The sequence below is a fragment of the Pantoea sp. EKM101V genome (genome assembly GCF_011800325.1).
GTDB lineage: Bacteria > Pseudomonadota > Gammaproteobacteria > Enterobacterales > Enterobacteriaceae > Pantoea > Pantoea anthophila.
In genome coordinates this window covers 113,555-133,519 of the sequence record NZ_JAALFP010000004.1, presented here as the reverse complement: position 1 = coordinate 133,519, position 19,965 = coordinate 113,555, and the positions used below count along the sequence as shown (strand labels likewise).

Sequence of the window (19,965 nt, the reverse complement as noted above, 5' to 3'; positions counted from 1 at the left end):
TTCATAACAGATCAGAAACGCAGAGCAAAACCGTCGGATAGCCCGAGAGTTGACTCTGACAACGTGGTAGTGAGTCAGCCGAAGCTGCCCGTTTCCGCTGGTCTGAACCGGTTACCCGCAGGTAACAGGGCGTGATGAACAGGACGCGAATAACGCGTCAAATAAGATCAGAAGCGTGATTGACGGCGTGGCGCCGTTTGCTGCGCCTACCCTAAGCTTTCATTCCGCTAATGAATAGTGGCGAAAATCTGGAAAGTGAAATTATCACGGGGCTGACGCAAAAAAAGCGGGTGCTTTCGCACCCGCGCCTCATAACCGCCGGACAGACAACGTCGTGGCTACATCACATGGACCTGCAGGTTCTGCTGTACCAGCACATCCCCCAGGGTGTTATCACTGGTCAGCGCCGAGTTGTGGTAGATCTCAAAGACTCTGCCATCCACCGTCCGTTCGCCGGTCACTTCCCAGATACCGCCATTGCTGTTAGCCAGAGTCACCTGACTGCCGTCCGCGCCTTTGATCAGCAAATCGTCACTCTGTTTATCCGTCAGATTGAGTGCCTCATTGAGATCGAGTTTCACCGAGTTGGTGCCGGTTTTACCCAAATCGAGCACTTCAATGTGTTCGACTTTCAGGCCCAGCGCGGTGAGATCCAGAGTGAGGTTCTCACCGTTCAGCACCAGGGTATCGGTGCCTGCGCCGCCATCAATATGGGTAAAGCTGAGGTCACTGACCGTCACGGTATCCGCGCCGCTGCTGCCGGTAACCGAGGCTCCCTGCGCCGTGCTGCCATCCGCCAGCGTAATGACTACCCCGCCAATGGTGTAACCCGCCTCTTCAGCCGGGGCAGATGCCACCGCGGTGTCACTGACCACGGCACTCTGGCTGCTGGTGACCGGCGTCGCAACATCCGCGTCGGTCACCAGCGTAGAGGCCACGGCCACATGGGCGCTGCCGTCATCGCTGCTGGTGCTGCTGTTGTGCTGCGTCTCCGTGCTGGCCACCGTGGCGCTGTCATCCACCACCGAGAACAGGGCCACGGACTCGGTAGCGGCCAGGGTGACCGGCAGGACAGAACCCAGCAGCAGGGTGTTGGTGGTGGTGTAGCTGTTACCCGCCACGTCGGTGATCGACACTTTTGCCAGCGTGTTGAGCGACAGCAGCAGGCCACCCACCGACAGCAGTGACGGTGAGAAGTTGACGGCATAACGCCCCAGCGCGTCGGTGGTGGTATTCAGCGTTGGGCCGTTGCTGCCGTTGGCGAGGAGCAGCGTCACGCTGACTCTTGATCCCTGCGCCGCATTGAGCGATCCGCCCTGCACCACCAGACCGGTGAGCAGCGAACCGACGAGGCTGAGCACCGGATCGACCCCCACGACCGGCTGATTATGCGACAGCGCGATAAAGCTGCTGGTGCTGGTGGCGGTGTTACCGCCAATATCCGTCACCGTCACCGTCAGAGGACGGCTGCCATCGGGGATGCTTTGCAGCGTCGCTGACGGCACGCTGACGCTCCATGCGCCATTGGCACCAATGGTGGTCGTGAGAATGTTACCCGCCACGTTTACCGTCACCGTGCCGCCCGCCGCGTTGGTGCTGGTGCCTCTGATGGTTTCCGCCGCACTGGCTTCCGCGATATTGAGGTAGCCATCGCCGCCAAAGAAGCTGCTTACGCTGACCGTTGGCGTGGTGTGGCTGACGACACCCAGCGACGCGGAGATGGTGCCGCTGCTGCCCGCGCCGTTGGTGACGCTGGCCGTCACGGTCTGCAGACCATCCGCGATGGCGGCGAGGCTGGCCGCCGGAACCGACAGGCTCCAGTTACCGTTGCTGCTCACCGTGGTGCTGTAGGTCTGGCCGCCCAGCGTGACCCGCACCACCGATCCCTCGGCGTTACTCGCGGTGCCACTGATGGTCTGTGCCGTTTTCACATCCGCCGCGCTGAGCGCGCCGTCGCCAAACAGCGAGGTAATCGCCACCACCGGCGTCGACTGGCTGATGACGTTCAGCGAGCCGCTGGCGTTCGCCACGTTGCCGTAGGCATCCGTACCGGTTACCGTCACGGTTTTGCTGCCGTCCGTCAGCGCAGCCAGATCCGCTTTCGGCACGCTGATGCTCCAGTTACCGCCGCTGGCCACCTTGGTGGTGTAGGTAATGCCATTCAGCGTGGCGCTGACGGTTGACCCCGCAGAGAGGCTGGAACTGCCGCTCAGCGTCTGGTTTGAGGCCAGATCGGCCGCGCTCAGCACGCCATCGCCGAATACCGTGTTAACCGAGAGGGTCGGCTGAACCAGTCCCAGCGAAACGCCTGCACTGGTGCTGCTGACGTTGCCGACCAAATCGGTGACCGAGGCGCTGACGGTGAAGTTACCGTTCAGCAGCGTCGAGAGCACGGCCGGTGAGACGGTGGTTGAGAAGGTGCCGTCGGCGTTGACCAGCGCGGTCGCGGTGGTGTTACCAATCGCCAGCCTGACGCTGCTGCCCGCGGCCACGCCGGAGACGGTGCCGCTGATGGTCTGCGTGACCAGCGACTCGGCCAGGTTAAGCACCCCGTCACCAAACAGCGGATTGAGCGTCACTTTCGGCACGTTGTGAATGCCGACCAGTGCCGCCGCCGTGGCGCTGCTGGTGTTACCGGCGCTGTCGGTGACGCTCACGCCCACCGTGAGATTGCCGTCCGCAATGCCCTGCAGCAGCGTCGGCGTCAGCGAGACGTTAAAATTACCGTTCGCATCGGTCGCCGTCACAAACTGCTGGGCGCCTACGGAGACCACCACGCGCGAGCCCGCTTCCGCGCCGCCCACCACGCCGCCGATCACCTGGGTGACCAGCGCATCCGCCACGTTCAGCAGACCGTCACCAAACAGCGGATTGACGGTGATGGTCGGCAGCAGCGTGTCGACGCGGATGCCGGCGCTGGTGCTGGCGGTGTTACCCGCCGCATCGGTCACCGATGCCCCTACCGTCAGGTTCCCCTGCGCCAGGGTGCCCAGGATATCCGGTGTGACCGTGGCGCTGAAGGCCCCGCCCGCGCCGACGGTAGCCGTCAGCTGGCTGTTCCCCACCGAGAGTGTGACGACACTGCCCTGGGCGACGTTATTTACCACCCCGCTGATCACCTGCCCGGTCGCGATATCCGCCAGATTGAGCACCCCATCCCCGAACAGCGAAGTCAGCGAGATGGATGGCGTCTGGGTGAAGATGCCGACCGAGGCACTGCTGGAAGCGACGTTACCCGCCACATCCCGGACGCTGACGCCCAGCGTCAGGTTGCCATCCAGCAGCGAGGTGAGATCGCTGGCCGGCAGGTTAACGCTCCAGGTACCGCCCGCCTGCACGGTAGTGCTGTAACTTCTGCTGCCCAGGGTCACGGTGACCTGTGAACCCACCGCGGCATTTTCGATGACGCCACCCACCACCTGTCCGGCAGCGGCTTCCGCGATGTTCAGCAGGTTATCACCGCCAAACAGTCCGGTGAGCGCGCCGACGACCGGCACCGCATCAACAATCGCGGTGACGGTTTCACCCACGGTACGGGTGTTGCCTGCCGCATCCGTCAGCGTGACGTCAACGTCCAGCTGACCATCGCTTAACAGACCCAGCACCGACGGCGGCACCACGATAGCCCATTTACCATCCTGCCCCACGGCGGCCGAGAGCGTCGTACCGCCCAGCACCACGGAGACCGTCGCACCGACGCCCGCCGAGGTCGCCACCCCGGAGATGGTCTGCGCCACCGTGGTATCCAGCGCGCTGAGTGTGCCGTCGCCGAAGACCGAATCGACGACCAGCGTCAGCGCACTGTTGACCACTTTGTTAACCGTCAGCGTGGCATCCGTCTGGTTCCCTGCGGTGTCACTGACCCGCACGCCAAAGACCAGCGCGCCCTCAGCGAGGTTCGTCAGCACCTCCGGCGTCAGATCGATACTCCAGCGGCCGTCGGCTCCGACAATGGCGGTGGCAATCGGCGCGCCATCGCCCAGGTAGAGGCCGATGGTCTGGCCTTCTGCACCCTGCGCACTGCCGGTGAGCACCTGCGTGCTCACCAGGTCCGTGGCATTGAGGACGTTATCGCCCGCCAGGGCATCCACCTGCAACAGAGGTGCCCCGGTATCCACGGTGACCGTCTGTGTCGCCGTAGTCACGTTGCCCGCCACATCCGCCAGCTGCGCGGTGATCTGCAGCGAACTGCCACTGGTGAGCGCCTGCATATCGCTGGCGGGCACCGTAGCCGACCAGCTGCCATCCCCCTGCACCACCGCGTTGTAGGTTTTGTTGTTAAAGGTCACCAGCACCGTGCGACCGGCTTCGCTGACATCGGCGGTGCCGCTGATGGTCTGACTGGTGGCACTTTCACTGCCGTTGACCTGATTGTCGCCTGCAAAATTATCCAGGTTCAGCGTCGGTGGCGTCAGGTCAATCGCGATGTTATTGCTGACGCTGACGGTATCCGTGCCGTTCGTCGCATTCACCGTGACGGTCGCGCTGCCATCTGTTTCGCCAAACGCGCTGACCGGCAGGGTCGCCGTTGACCAGTTGCCTGACGCATCCAGCGTGGTGGGGTAGCTCGTGCCATTGATCACCACCGTCACCGTGCCACCGGTGCCGAGATTGGCCGAGGTGCCACTCACCACCACGCCCCCCGCGACATCCTGGGTGCTGATGATGTTATCGCCCGACACGGTGCCCAGTGTCACCAGCGGGCCTGGCGGTGGGGTCAGATCGACCGTCAGCGGAACGGAGCCGGTGGCGAGGTTGCCTGCCAGATCGGTCACCGCCAAGGCCAGCGTGGTGGAAGGCCCGAAGGTGGCCATCTGCTCTGGCGTCAGCGTCAGACTCCAGTTGCCGTTGGCCGCCACTATCGCCGTGCCAAGCGGGGTATCATTCAGCGAGACGGTGACCACTGCGCCCGTCCCTGCTCCCGTTGCGGTGCCGCTGAGGGTCTGTGGCTGAATGCTCTCCGCGTAGTTCAGCACGTTGTCGCCGGTGAACTGCGAGGCAGTGAGCACGGGTGGGGTTTTGTCCAGCACAAAGGCGCTGTTAAGCGTCGTGCTGTTACCCGCCGCGTCCGTGGCCGTGATGAGGACCGGATAGGTGCCATCCGCCAGCGCGGAAAGCTGCGCCGTCGTCAGCGGCACCGACCAGTTGCCGTTCTCATCCGCAGTCGCGGTATAGACTGTGCCTGCCAGCGTGAGCTGCACCGTCTCATTGACACCCGTGGTGCCGCCCAGGGTAATGCCGCCTGCCACATCAGCCGCATTAACATAGCCCCCGAAGTAGTCCGGATTGAGCACAGGCTGAGGTGCGCTGAGATCGGCGGTGAACGGCAGCTGCGCCGAGGCGCTGTTACCTGCCGCATCCACCACGTTCACCGTCAGCGTCTGCGCGCCATCATCCAGGGCACTCAGCGCGTTAGCAGGGATCGTGACGCGCCAGTTCCCGTTACTGTCAACGACACCCGAATAACGGCTGCCATTGAAATCAACGGTAATGCTGGCCGCCTGGTTTGCCCCGACGCTGCCGGTGGTGCCGGTCAGGGTCACGCCAGCCGCCGCTTCACTGATGTTGAGCAGGCCGTCGCCGCCAAAGGCATCCGGGCTGAAGGTCGGCACCGGCACCGCCACTTCCGTTACCACACTCAGCGCCGTCGTGTCGCTGTTACCGGCGACATCGGTGGCGGTCACGGTGATGGTGTGCGCCCCGCTGGTGAAGGTGCTTAACTGCGCAGGCGACAGCGCCAGAGACCAGCTGCCATCGTCCTGCACTGTGGCCGTCAGCGGCGCATCGCCGTTAAAGCCTGAAATCAGTACCGAGACCGTCTGCCCGGCACCGGTAATGCCGGTGGTGCCACTGAGCGTCTGTTCACTGAGCGCTTCTTCAGCATTCAGCGCACCATCCCCGAACGGCAGGTTCAGCGTGACGTCCGGCAGCGCGTTAACGGCGACCAGCAGGCTGCCGCTGGTGCTGGCAATGTTGCCGACCTCATCGGTGACGGTCACCGTCACCGGCCAGCTGCCATCCGGCAGAGACTGCAACAGCGCCGGTGACAGCGCCAGCGACCAGCGCGTCCCATCCTCGCTGAGCTGGGCGGCGTAGACGGAGCCATTCACATTTACCGTCACCAACGCCGCGTTATCAATGCTGACCGCGCCGCTCAGTGAACCCCCTGCGGCCGCCTCATCCGCATTGAGCCTTCCATCGGTAAAGGGCGTGTCCAGCGTGGGCGCCGCAATCGGCGTAATCGCCGAGACAAATGTCTGGGTCGTGACGCTGGTATTGCCTGCCCGATCGGTGGTGGTGAGGGTCAGCGTCTGTTCACCCGCCCCCAGGCTGGCGATCACCTCTGGCGTCAGGCTGGCCGTCCAGTTGCCACTGGCATCCACCGTCACGGACAGCGGGATGTTCTGATCGCCCACCGTCACGCTCAGGGTCTGGCCCGGGAGAGGGTCAGATGTCCCGGTGACAAGCTGAACGACACCCGCTTCACTGATGTTAATGATGTTGTCGCCGAACAACGTGCTGTCAAAGGTGGCGTTATCCGGCGCAGCCTGCAGGATCTCAACCCCGGCGGTCACCTGGGCCGGATTGCCTGCTTCATCGGTGGCAGTCACCACCACGTCGGTCACGCCATCGTCCAGCCCTGACAGCGCGCCCGCGGCCAGATTCAGCGTCCAGTTGCCGCTGGCATTGGTCGTGGTGCTGAAGTCCAGCCCGCCAATGGTGATGCTAATCAGGCTGCCCTCCGGCAGATTGGTGCTGTCGCCGCTCAGCGTGAGCGCGCCCGCAGCGTCCGCAGCACTGACCAGCGCATCGCCAAACGGCGTATCCAGCGTCAGCGCAGGCAGCGTGTTAAACGCCACGTTTAGCGAGGTGGCGGTATCCGTGGTGGTATTGCCCGCCGCGTCGGTGACGGAAACCGCGATCGCGTTAGCACCATCTGCAAGCTGCTGCAGATCGGCTGACGGGATGGTGACGGACCAGTTACCGTCGGCATCGGCCGTGGTGGTGTAGCTGACATTATTCAGCGTCACCGTCACCGGCAGGGCCCCCGTGGTGGAACCGCTGACGCTGATATCCTCCAGCGACTCCGCAAAGTTCAGAGTGTCACCCGTACTGACGGTGATCGCCGTCAGTGCTGGCGGTGTGGTGCTGAACGTCACCGTCTGGCTGGCGGTGGCCGGATTCCCGGCAATGTCGCTGGCGGTCACGGTAAGGGTCTCCGTGCTGCCCGCCGTCACGCCGGCAAAGGCGGTGGAGGGAAGAGTCACCGTCCAGTTGCCGTCAGCGTCCAGCGTCGTCTCATAGTCCGTGCCGTTAAACGACACGGTCACCGGGGTGCCCGCGGCCAGCTGGGTGCTGCTACCGCTGACCACCACATCCGCGGCGGCCTCGCTGGCATTGATCACATCATCCCCAGCCACCACGTCCAGAGTCAGCGTCGGCTGCGCCTGGGCGCTGGCCAGCACCACCAGTGAGGCGCTGCTGCTGGCCGGGTTGCCGGCGGCATCCGCAGAGACCACCACCAGCAGCTGATCGCCATCCGGCAGCGCGCCCAGATCGGCGGCCGGCACGGTCACCGTCCAGCTGCCATCCTGTGTCACCGTGCCGCTGTACTGAACGTTGTTCAGCGTCACCGTGACCAGCTGGCCCTCGGCCAGATTGGTGCTGCTGCCGCTGATGCTCAGATCCTGCAGCGACTCAGCCTGATTCAGGAAATTGTCGCCGCTGATCGGCCCGATCGTCAGGGTCGGCAGGCCGGCACTGTCTGCATCACGCGTCAGGGTGGTGGTCGCGCTGCTGCTGTTGCCCGCCGCGTCCGTCAGCGTCACGCTGACCGGGTAGCCGCCATCGGTCAGCCCCTGCATCACACTGGCCGGCAGCGTCACCTGCCAGCTGCCATCAGAGAGCACCAGGGTGGTGTAATTACTGTTCTGGAAAGTGACGGTGACCGTCTGTCCGGCATCCTCCGCTGACGCACTGCCGCTGATGGTGACGGCTTCCAGCACTTCCAGAGCGTTAACAATATTATCGCCACTGATCGGGTCCAGGCTCAGCGCAGGCGGCGTCCGATCCACCGTGACCGCACTGGTCAGCGAACCGCTGTTTCCGGCCCCATCGCTGGCATTCACCACCAGGGTATTCACCCCTTCATCCAGCGTCTGCACCGCCTCCGGCGTCAGGGTCAGCGTCCAGTTGCCCTGTGCATCCACCGTGGCGTTGTAGTCTTCGCCACCCAGGGAGACGGTGACCGTCTGGCCCTCACCGGTGACGCCGGTGCTGCCACTCAGGGTCTGACTGACCCCGGTCTCACTCTGGTTCAGATAACCGTTGCCGAACGGGGTATCAATCGTCACCGACAGCGCGCCGGTCGCCAGCGTAATGTCGCGGGTTTCCGTAACCGGATTACCCGCCGCATCACTGACTGTTACCGTCAGGGTATAGGCCCCGGCCGGGATACCGGCCAGCGCACCGGCTGGCAGCGTCAGGCTCCAGTCGCCATCCTGAGTCACGGTGGTGGTATAGCGCTGGTTGTTGAGGGTGATGGAGACCGTCTGTCCGGCTTCGGCGCTGGTCGTCCCGCTGAGCACGATCGGTCCGGTGCTCTCTGCGATATTCACGATGTCATCATCCGCGACGGCCGCCAGCGTCAGCGTCGGTGGCGTCAGATCCACCGTGACGCTGCCCTGGGTGCTGCCTGTGTTACCGGCGGCATCCTGCACCGTGACGGTGTAGCTGAGAGTCTCTTCCGGCAGATCAGCCAGCGCCGTCGCGGGAACGGTCACCAGCCAGTTGCCATTGCCGTCGACGGTGCCGGTGTAGGTCACGCCATTCAGCAGCACGCTGACGCTCTGTCCGTCGCCCGTTACGCCGGTGGTGCCGCTCAGGCTCTGTGCCGCGGTAACGTCGCTGCTGTTAAGCGCACCATCACCAAACGCCGAGACGATGAGCGGTTCCGGCAGGCCGGTCGCCAGCACGCTGAGCGTGGCTTCGCTGCTGAGGGTTGCCCCGCCGCTGTCGGTCGCGGTAACCGTCAGCGTGTAAGGTCCATCGGCGAGCGCCGTCAGTGCCTCCGCCGGAACGATAACGCTCCAGCGCCCGCTGGCCGAAACCTGGGCGGTGTAAGCAGTGTCGTTGAACAGCAGCGTGACGGTACTGCCCTCCGGCACGTTTACCGCGGTGCCGGTGACAATCAGCGGCTGACTCAGCTCCTGGGCATTGAGGTAGTTATCTTCGCTGATGGCATCCAGCGCCAGACCAGACGCGTTGCTGTTGACGTCAAAAGCGAGGTTGCTGGTGGTGGTGTTACCCGCCACGTCGCTGACCGCCACGGTAAATGTGGCGCTGCCATCGGCAAGCGCAGCCAGCGCGCCGGCTGGCACAATCAGACTCCAGGCCCCGCTGGCCTGTACGGCGGCGCTGTAGACCGTTCCGTCAAGCGTGACGGTCACCAGCTGGCCCGCCTCGACATTGGTTGTCGTGCCGCTCAGCCGCTGATCGGTGAGGCGTTCCGCGCCATCGACCACATTGTTGCCGGCAAAGGCATCCAGGGTCAGCGTCGGCAGCGTGCCCGCCTCCACTTTCAGCGCCAGATCGCGGCTGGTGGTGGTGGCGTTGCCGGCCGCATCGCTGGCGGTAACCGTCAGTGGATAGCTGCCGTTAACCAGCCCGCTATAGACGGTGGCGGGCAGCGTCAGCGACCAGTTGCCGCTGGCGTCAGCGGTGGTGCTCAGGCTGGTGCCGTTGAAGCTGGCCACAATCAGGGCATTGGCTTCGCTGCTGCCGTTCAGCGTCAGCGGCTGCTGACTTTCAGCGGCGTTGATGATGCCGTCGGACGGCGTGACAACGGTCAGCACCGGCGGCAGCGTATCGACCCGCAGCGTGCCTGTCGCCTGGCTGCTGTTGCCCGCCACATCACTGACCACGACGTTGTATGCCGTGTCGCCCTGCGGCAGCGCAGCGAGTGCGCCAGCCGGAACCGTGACCTGCCAGTTACCCGCAGCATCGACCGTGCCGCTGTAGCTGACGCCATCCAGCGTAATGGTGACCGTCTGACCGTCACCCGTTACGCCGGTGTTACCGGTGATAGCCCCCCCGGTTGCGGCTTCGCCGCTATTCACAATGCCATCATCAAAGGCCACGCCCGGTGTCGCGACCGGCAGCGCGCTGGCCACGACCGTCAGGGTGGTGTCAGTGGTCGCCAGCGGCTGGCCGTTTGCATCGCTGACGGTGGCGGTCAGGGTCTGCGGCCCATCCGCCACGCCGCTGAAGGTGCCTGCCGGTAATGTCAGGCTCCAGCTGCCATCAGCGTTAAGCGTGGTGGTGAACGGCGTCCCGTTGGCGTCAACGGTGACCAGGCTTCCCGCAGGCAGACCGCTGCTGCTGCCGCTGACGACGACGGGGCCGTTCAGCTCGCCTGCATTCAGATAGTTATCGTCGCTGACGGGTGCCAGCGCAATGGCGGGCAGTGTGTTGTCCACACTGAAGTTAAGCGGCGCGCTGGCGCTGTTTCCGACGGCATTGTTCACGCTGACAATCAGCGTCTGACTGCCCTCGCCCAGATCCGCCAGCGCGCCCGCCGGCAGAATGATGCTCCAGTTGCCACTCGCCTCAACCACCCCGCTGTAATCGGTGCCGTTCAGTGAAACCGTGACCTGCTGACCCGGCTCGACGTTGAGGCTGCTGCCGCGCAGGGTAATCGGCTGTAACTGCTCCGCGGCGGTGACGATACCGTCACCGGCAAAGGTGCTGCTGTCGACGCTCAGTTGCGGCTGCACCGCTGGCGAGGTGGCTACATTGAGATCCACCACCTGGCTGCTCTGATTTCCGCTGGCGTCCGTTTCGGTCACCGTGACGGGATTCGGGCCGGACGGCAGCGCCGCCAGATCGCCAGACGCGATCTCCAGCGTCCACTGACCGTTCACCCCGACGGTGGTGCTGTAAGTCTGACCATTAAGCTGAACCGTCACGAGGTCGCCGTTCTGTCCGCTGCCGCTGACCACCAGCGGCTCTGCCAGTTCGCCGACGCTCAGCGCGTTATCCTCGCTGATTGGCGCAACCACCAGCGGAGGCGGCGTCGTGTCGACGGTCAGCGAACTGTTCTGGCTGCTGCTGTTACCGGCTGCATCGGTCACCGTCACCGCAACCGGATAGCTGCTGCCGTTGGCCAGACCGGCCAGTGCCGCAGGCGGCACGGCCAGAGTCCAGAGACCGTCTGCGCCGACGGTGCCGGTGTAGGTCACGCCATTCAGGGTCAGGCTGACCTGGTCGCCCTCACTGCCTGCACCACTGAAACTGAACCCGGCCGCCTGTTCAGCAAGGTTCAGCACACCATCACCCGCTGGCGGATTGATGCTGAAGTCCGGCACGCTGGTGTCGACGGTAACCGGCACTGGCGTGGTGGCGACGTTGCCGCCCACGGTAGTTACGGTGACGCTGAGATCGTAACGGCCATCCGCCAGCTGACTCAGATCGTCGGTGGGCAGCGTTGCACTCCAGCTGCCATCGGCGGCCACGACGGCGTTATAGGTTTCGCCGCCCAGCAGAAGGCTGACGCTGCTGCCCGGCGCAGCGGTACCGCTGACGATCAGGTCGATGGAGGCTTCCGCCGCGTTAATGACGCCATCGGTGGCAATCGGGTTCACGGTCAGCGCCGGTGTGCCGGTATCCACCGTCAGCGGTTCACTGATGCTGGTGCTGTTACCCGCGCTATCGCTCACCGTTACGGTAATCGGGTTGCTGCCCTGAGCAAGGGCCTGCAGCGCTTCCGGCGGCAGCGTGACGCTCCAGGTGTTATCCGCCGCGACCGTTGCCGGATAGCTGACGCCGCCCAGAGTGACGCTGACGGCCTGGCCTTCCGTGACGGAACCGGTCAGGGTCTGCGGCGCGGTGACCTCGTTATTGCTGAGGATGCCGTCAGTGAAGGGGGTATCAATCTGCGGGGCTGCCAGCGGTGTGGTTGCCAACAGCAGCGTCTGGCTGCTCTGCACGTCGCCGGAATTAACGGTCACCGTGGTGTCACCCTGCGACAGGTTCGCCAGATCGGCGGCGGGCACGGTAACCGTCCAGTTACCGTCCGGATCGATGGTGGTGCTGTAAACGGTCCCGCCCGGCACCAGCGTCACGCTGACCGGGCTGCCTTCAGGCAGGCTGGCGGAACTGCCGCTGAGGATCAGATCGCTCTGCGCTTCCAGTGCATTCAGCGCGTTATCTTCACTTATCGGCGCAATCGACAGCAGCGGCGTGTCGCTGGTGACCACGGTGATCAGCCCCTGCGCGGGCTGCGCCGGGTTGCCAGCCACATCGGTGATCGCCACGGTAAAGGGCTTGTCGCCCGCGCCTCCCAGCGATCCGGCAGGCAGCGTCACGCTCCAGCTTCCGTTTGCCTGCACCACGCCCTCATAAGACTGGTTGTTGATGGTTACCACAACCGGCTGGCCTGCCGGTACGCCGGTCACACTGCCGGTAATGAGTGTGTCAACGCGCTGTTCCGCGCTGTCGATCTGGTTGTCGCCGGTCACAGGATCCAGGGTCAGCACCGGCGATGCGGCCGCCAGTACCGTCACGCTGGAGGCGACGCTGCTGCTGTTGCCATACGCGTCGCTGAGCACCACCTCCACCGGATAGCGGGCATCGCCCAGCTGGCTGACGACCGCCGCAGGCACCGTAACCTGCCACGCGCCGCTGGTATCCACGGTGGCAGTGTAGGTTTCGCCATTGAAACTCACCGAAACCGTGTCGCCCTGCACGCCTCCGCGCCCGTCAATCGTCAGATCCTGGCTATGTTCCGCGATATTGATGTAACCATCACTGCCCGGTGTGGAGACGGTCAGCTGCGGCGGCGTGGTCGCAAAGATTGGGGCACTGTTGATCAACGTGGTATTCCCGTCACCATCCGTCGCCACCACTGCCAGCGGCTGTGTTCCGTCAGGAACAGCGGCCAGGTCGGATGCCGGAATGGTGACGCTCCAGCGGCCCCCCTCCACCACGACGACGGTGTAGGTCTGGTTATTCAGCGTCACGCTGATCGTATCGCCCGCGTCGCCGCTTCCGCTGACGATCAGCGGCTGCTGTGCATCGATGACGTTGATGACGCCATCGTCGCTGATCGCATCCAGCGTCAGCGCAGGCACTGCGGTGGCAACCCGCAGTGACGTGTTCTCTACGCTGCTGTTGCCCGCCGGATCGGTCACGGTGACCGTCACCGGATAGGTCTGACTGGTCAGCGTGCCCAGATCGGCCACCGGCACCTGCGCACTCCAGTTGCCATTTTCGTCAACCAGCGCGCTGTAGGTTTTGTCGTTTAACTCAACCGTGACCTGATCGCCCGGGGTGCCGGTTCCACTGATCAGCAGCGGCTGGGTCAGTTCATTACTGGTCAGCACACCGTCACCGCCCGGCGCGTTAACTGAGACATCCGGCGACAGGGTGCTGACGGCCAGCGTATGCGACTGGCTGACCGTATTGCCGCTGGCATCCGTCAGGGTGACCACCAGCGTATAACTGCTGCCCTCAGCCAGCGCCTGCAGATCCTCCGCGGGCAGATCCACCGTCCAGTTGCCCTGTGCATCTGCCGTGGCGCTGTAGATCAGGTTATTCAGCGTGACCGAGACGACATCGCCCGGCGCGGCACCCGAACCGCTGACCGGCACGCCCGCCGCCACTTCAGCGCCGTTAAGAATGCCATCTCCGCCTGCCACCGCCGCCACAATCAGATTCGGTGGCAGGGTATCGACGCTGAAGTCCAGCGTCTGGTCGACACGGTTACCCGCCTCATCAATCGCGGTCAGTGTCAGCGTGTTAGCGCCCTGCGGCAGTAAGGCGAGATCGGCGGCGGGCAGCGTCAGGTTCCAGCTGCCGTCCTCATTCACCGTGGTGCTGTAGGTTTTCCCGTTGAGTTCCAGGGTGACCTGCTGGCCCGGCACGGCTTTACCGGTGTTTCCGCCGATCGTCAGGTCGCTGCCCGCTTCCGCCTGATTCAGAATGCCATCGCTGATCGCACTCTCATCCAGGGTGATTTGCGGCAGCGTGTTCACCACCACATTGAGCTGGGCGGCGTCGGTCAGCAGCGCTCCGCTGGCATCGGTGGCCGTCGCGGAGATCAGTTTTGTCCCGTCGGTGATGCCGGTGAGATCGCTGGTCGGAACGGTGACGCTCCAGAAGCCGTTGCTGTTTACCACCGCGCTGTAGGTGTTGTCGTTGAAGGCCACCAGCACCGTCTGGCCGGGGTTAACGCCCACAGCCGAGCCGCTGATGATCAGATCGCTGGCGGCCTCCTGCTGGTTAAGGAAACCGTCGAGACTGAGTGGCTCAGCGATGGTGAGCACGCCCGGTTCGCCTGCGGCAGGGGCGACGTTGATATCCCGGCTGCCGCTGGCTGAAACGCCCGCCGCCGTGGTTACGCTGGCGACCAGGGTTGTGGTGCCCGCCGCCAGTGCGCTCAGCGCAGCGGACGGGATCGGCAGACTCCAGCTGCCATCCGCCTGAACGGTGGTGCTGTAGGTCTGCCCGTTCAGCGTGAGGGTGACCGTCTGGCCCGCCTCTACGTTGCTGGTGCTGCCTGACAGCGTCTGATCCAGCGCTTTTTCGCTGTTGTCGAGCAGGTCGTCGCCGGCAAAAACAGCGATCGTCAGCGTTGGTGCGCCCGGCTCCGGTGAGGCTTCCACCACAATGACCCGATCTTCACTGGCGACCACACCCGCCTGGGTGGTTACGCTGGCGCTGAAGGTCGCGTTGCCCGCCGCCAGGGCGGCCAGGGCGCTGGAGGGGATGGTCAGGCTCCAGCTGCCATCGGCCCCGACGGTGGCGCTGTAACTCTGGTCGCCCAGCGTCACCGTCACCACCTGACCCGCCTCGACATTGCTGGTGCTGCCGCTCAGCAGCTGGTCGCTGGCTTTCTCGTCGTTGCTCAGCACATCATCACCGGCGAACTGATTGAGTGTGATGACCGGCTGGCCCGGTTCGGTCACCGGGGCTTCAACGACGATACCCAGCGTGTCGCTGACAGAGGTACCGGCCGCATTACTGACCGTCACCACCAGTGAGGCCGGGCCTGCTGCCAGTGCGCCCAGCGCATCGGCCGGAATCGCAATATTCCAGCTGCCGTCAGCGCTGACCGTTCCGCTGTAACTCTGTCCACCCAGCGTAACCGTCACAATCTGGCCCGCCTCGACGTTGGTGGTGCTGCCGGAGATGGCCTGCGCCTCCAGCTTCTCCTCGTTGCTTAACACGTTGTCTTCCGCAAAGGCATTCAGGGTCAGTGTCGGGTTGCCTGGTGCGGTGCCCGCTGACTCTACCAGGAAGTCACGCGTTTCGCTGACCGGGTTCCCCGCCTGATCCGTTACCGTGGCGCTCAGGGTGGCGCTGCCTGCCGCCAGTGCTGCCAGCGAACTGGCCGGCACCGTGAGGCTCCAGCTGCCATCCGCGCCGACCGTGACGGTAAAGGTTTCCCCGTTCAGGGTGACGGTAACCTGCTGGCCCTCTGCGATATTAGTGGTCGTACCGGTCAGCAGCTGGTCGCTGGCTTTTTCGCTGTTGCTGAGGATGTCATCCCCGGCAAAGGCGTCGAGGGTCAGTGTGGCGGCTCCCGGCTGCGTCGCCGGGGCGTCTACCGTGATCGGCTGCGTTGCGGTCACGCTGTCACCCGCCGCATTGCTGACGGCAACCGTCAGCGTGGTTGTGCCCGCTGCCAGCGCGGAGAGCGCCGTGGCGGGCACCGTGACGCTCCAGCTGCCATCCGCCTGCACGGTGGTGCTGTAGGTCTGGCCGCCCAGTGTGACCGTGACCACCTGCCCGGCTTCGATATTGGTGGTGGTACCACTGACCGCCTGATCGACCGTCTTCTCGTCGTTGCTCAGCAGGTTATCGCCGGCAAAATCATTCAGGATCAGCCCCGGCACGCCAGGTTCAGTAGCGGGCGCTTCCACCGCAATATCGCGGGTTTCACTGCCGGTTGCCCCCGCGAGGTTGCTGACCGTAACGCTGATGGCATTGCTGCCCGCAGGCAGGCTGCTCAGGGCAGCGGCCGGGATAATCACACTCCAGTTTCCGCTGCCATCCACGGTGCCGAGGTAAGTCTGTCCCCCCAGGGTAACGGTTACCGTCTGCCCCGCTTCGACATTGGTGGTGCTGCCTGAGAGAGTCTGCGCCGTGCCTTTTTCGTCGTTGCTCAGGATGTCATCCCCGGCGAACTGATCGATAGTCAGGGTAACGTCGCCCGGCTGTGTCACCGGGGCCTCTACCGTAATCGGCAGGCTACTGGTCACGGTGTTACCGGCTGCATCGCTGACTGACACCGTCAGCGTGGTTTCACCAGCCGCCAGGGCGCTCAGGGCCGCCTGGGGCAGCGTGACACTCCAGTTGCCCTGCGCATCCACGCTGCCGCTGTAGGTCTGACCGCCCAGCGTGACGGTAACAATCTGTCCGGCTTCAATATTGCTGGTGCTGCCGGTCACGGTCTGATCGCTGGTTTTTTCTGCGTTAGTCAGCTGATTGTCGCCGGTAAAATCATCCAGCGTGAGGGCGGGCGCGCCCGGGACGGCGGGCGTATCGACGCTGATCGCGCGGTTTTCACTGGCCTCAACGCCCGCCTGGGTGGTGACTACTGCGGAGATCGTGACCGTTCCGGCGGCCAGGGCATTCAGCGCGGCGGGCGGCAGCGTAATGCTCCAGTTGCCCTGGGCATCGACCACAGCGCTGTAGGTCTGGTCACCCAGCGTCAGCGTGACAACCTGTCCCGCTTCCACATTGGTGGTGGAACCGCTCAGCGTCTGGGCGCTGTTTTTCTCCGGATTACTGAGAATGTCATCGCCGGCAAACTGATCGATGGTAATGACCGGCGTCCCCGGCTGGGTCAGAGGGGCTGCAACACTGACGCTCAGGCTGCCGCTGGCGGAGGCACCCGCCTGATTCGCGACCGTGGCCGTCACCGTGGTGGTGCCTGATGCCAGCGCTGCGAGCGCATCAGCAGGCACGGTCACGCTCCAGCTGCCATCACCGGCAACGGTGCCGCTGTAGGTCTGACCGCCGAGCGTGACGGTAACAATCTGTCCGGCTTCGACATTGCTGGTGCTGCCGGATAAGGCCTGCGGCGTGGTTTTTTCCGTGTTATCCAGCACGTTATCGCCGGCGAAAGGATTCAGGCTGATGGCGGGCGTCGCAGGGGTGCCCGGATCGGCAGCAGCCACGGTAATGGGCAGCGACCCGCTGGCGGCGGTGCCTGCTGCGTTTGTCACGCTGACCGCGATCGTGGCAGAGCCGGCGGCCAGGGCCGCCAGCGCGGCAGCAGGCACGGTCACGCTCCAGCTGCCGTCAGCGCCCACCGTCGTGTTGTAGGTCTGGCCGCCCAGGGTCACTGTGACAACCTGTCCCGCTTCGACATTGCTGGTGGAACCGCTCAGCAGCTGATCGGTGGTTTTTTCGGCATTATCCAGCACATTATCGCCGGCAAAGGTGTTGAGCGTGATGGCGGGGCTGCCTGGCGTACCTGGCGTGCCGGGGTCAGTGCCAGGGTCGGTACCGGGATCCGTGCCGGGATTCGTACCGGGATCGCTGCCGCCGTCATTTCCGCCGCCACCGCCTCCGCCGCCACCCCCCAGACCCACGGCCAGCCCGGCTAAGCCAAGTACGCCGAGACCGCCCGCGGTGATCACACCCATCGAGGCGTTGGTGTTATCGGCCAGCAGCAGTGGCTCGACGCTCTCCAGTGATTCGTAGGTTGGTGTGACGGAACCGGAGGCCAGTTCAGTGCCTTCTGCGGTCTGCGGGAACAGGGCATGTTCCGGTGGATTGACCCCATCATCGAACACCAGCTCACTGTGATTACCCTCGGCATCATCAACAAAAAATCTCTGATAGCGGACGGTGCTGCCGTCACGCATGTGCAGAACCAGATCATTTCCCTGGCGCTCATATTGCGTGACCAGTTCGCGGGTGCCATTGATGCGCACGACGCTGGGCTCGGTGAGGTTAATGGATTGTGATGAACCGGGAGTGGCCTGCGAGATGAGCGTGCCGTTTTCGCGCGAGATGATGTCTACACGGCCTTGCGTGAGTTCTGCCATTTGTAACCTCTACTCCACCAGATTAGCTAATATACTGAATCCGTAAACATAAATTTATTTTACGTTTACGATATTCACACTTAGTTCCACCCACTGAAAAACAGCGGGCGCGTTAACCTGGTGTATGTAGTAAGGGCAAAGCCAAGCGGCGCCGCAGATCCTGGTCCGGGCAGAAAACAACGCTTTTATTGTTAGATTAAGTTGTACAGACGGACGCGAAACGCAGCGGTTCTGACAAAATAACTTTTATCCTAAACGTGCTGAAAATCAACACCAATGTACAGATTTAATTATGATTTAATCTTTATTACATAAGTCAGTCTTGCTATAAAACGTTCATGAAATAACGCTTTGCCCTTGATTTTTCATGTCAATTTGTGGCGGGATGTTTCCATAAATGTCACAAAACGGCTAAAATATCGCCATTCTGAGAACTTCAGGGCGCTGAAAATATTTTTTTAGTTATGCGATTCAGCCAGCATTTCCCACCGAGACGACAGCTTCGTTTAAGCAGACAACCCGTTGAAAACGGCACTGAAATTTGAGTTAAGTCGACCTGCGCGGCGTCCCGTCCTGCCAGGAAAGTTCTGGAAAAAATCCGCAGCGCATTAAAAATCGGTAAACTCCCGGTTTTGTCATATTGATGAGGGTGCTGCACCCCTGCTGATAAGAGGCGCGACGGCCACAGATTGCCGGCCGGTGCTACACTTTTTCGCTTTATCACTGATGAATCTGACCTATGACCGCACTGGACGCTGCACAACAACATCAACAGCAGAGCCGCCTGAACTGGGGCACCCGCACCATCTTTCTGATCAACGGGTTAGGCATGTCAGCCTGGGCACCGCTGGTGCCGTTTGCCCGTGATCGTCTGCAGCTGAGCGGCGCCTCACTGGGTGCGTTGCTGCTCTGTCTCGGCATCGGTTCACTGGCGGCGATGCCGGTCACCGGCACGCTGGTTGCGCGGTTTGGCTGCCGTCGGGTGATGTGCTTCTCCACTCTGTTAGTGCTGGTCATGATGCCGCTGCTGGCCACGGCGGACTCGCATCTGCTGATGGCGGCCGCGCTGATGCTGTTTGGTGCCGGGCTGGGCATGCTGGATGTCGCCATGAATTATCAGGCGGTTCAGGTTGAACAGGCGGCGGGTAAACCGATGATGTCCGGCTTTCATGGCTTCTTCAGCCTTGGCGGCATTCTGGGTGCGGGGACGGTCAGCCTGCTGCTGAGCCAGTCATTCTCTCCGCTGTCCGCCACGCTGGTGGTGATGGCCGTGATGCTGCTGCTGTTGTTATGGCGCATCCCGGTATTAATGAATGAGCGTCTCCATCAGCCCGACCAGCCCTGGCTGGTGATCCCCCGTGGCTGGGTCGCGTTTCTCGGCCTGCTCTGCTTTATTCTCTTTCTGGCAGAGGGTGCGGTGCTCGACTGGGGCGCGCTGCTGCTGCTGCAGAACCCGGCGATGTCAACGGCCTATGCCGGCCTCGGCTATGCCACCTTCTCCGTGGCAATGACGCTGGGGCGGTTCAGTGGCGATAAAATCATTCAGCGCTTTGGTCGCTATCCGGTGATGATAACCGGGGCGCTGACCGCCGCAGCGGGCATGACGCTGGCGGTGTGGCTGCCGTGGCCGGAGATCGCCCTGCTGGCTTTCCTGCTGGTCGGCTTTGGTTTATCCAATACGGTGCCGATGTTGTTCAATGCTGCCGGGAATCAACAGGATATGCCCGCGAACCTGGCGATTTCTGCCATGACAACGCTGGGATATGCGGGTATTCTCTCAGGTCCGGCTTTAATCGGATTCATTTCGCAATGGATCAGCCTCAGCGGCGCGTTTTTAGTGATCGCCCTGCTGCTGTTAGTGGTAGCCGCCAGTGCGCGAAGAGTTGCGCGATAATTCAGGTACCTG

2 protein-coding genes are annotated in these 19,965 nt (G+C 63.3%); one reads left to right on the top strand and one right to left on the bottom strand.

Features of this window, described 5'->3' with window-relative positions:
- Positions 1–338: 338 nt before the first annotated feature.
- Complete coding sequence (locus tag HFD92_RS08540; RefSeq protein WP_167428760.1) at positions 339–18,059, bottom strand: Ig-like domain-containing protein; 17,721 nt, start codon at positions 18,057–18,059, stop codon at positions 339–341.
- A gap of 739 nt (positions 18,060–18,798) precedes the next feature.
- Between HFD92_RS08540 and HFD92_RS08535 the strand changes: the two genes are divergently transcribed.
- Entirely contained in the window at positions 18,799–19,953 is a 1,155-nt protein-coding gene (locus HFD92_RS08535) for an MFS transporter (protein WP_167428759.1), read from the top strand.
- Positions 19,954–19,965: the final 12 nt, after the last annotated feature.

Coding starts and splice junctions, on each gene's coding strand:
- HFD92_RS08540 (WP_167428760.1), bottom strand. CDS start 18,059: ATGGCAGAACTCACGCAAGGCCGTGTAGACATCATCTCGCGCGAAAAC.
- HFD92_RS08535 (WP_167428759.1), top strand. CDS start 18,799: ATGACCGCACTGGACGCTGCACAACAACATCAACAGCAGAGCCGCCTG.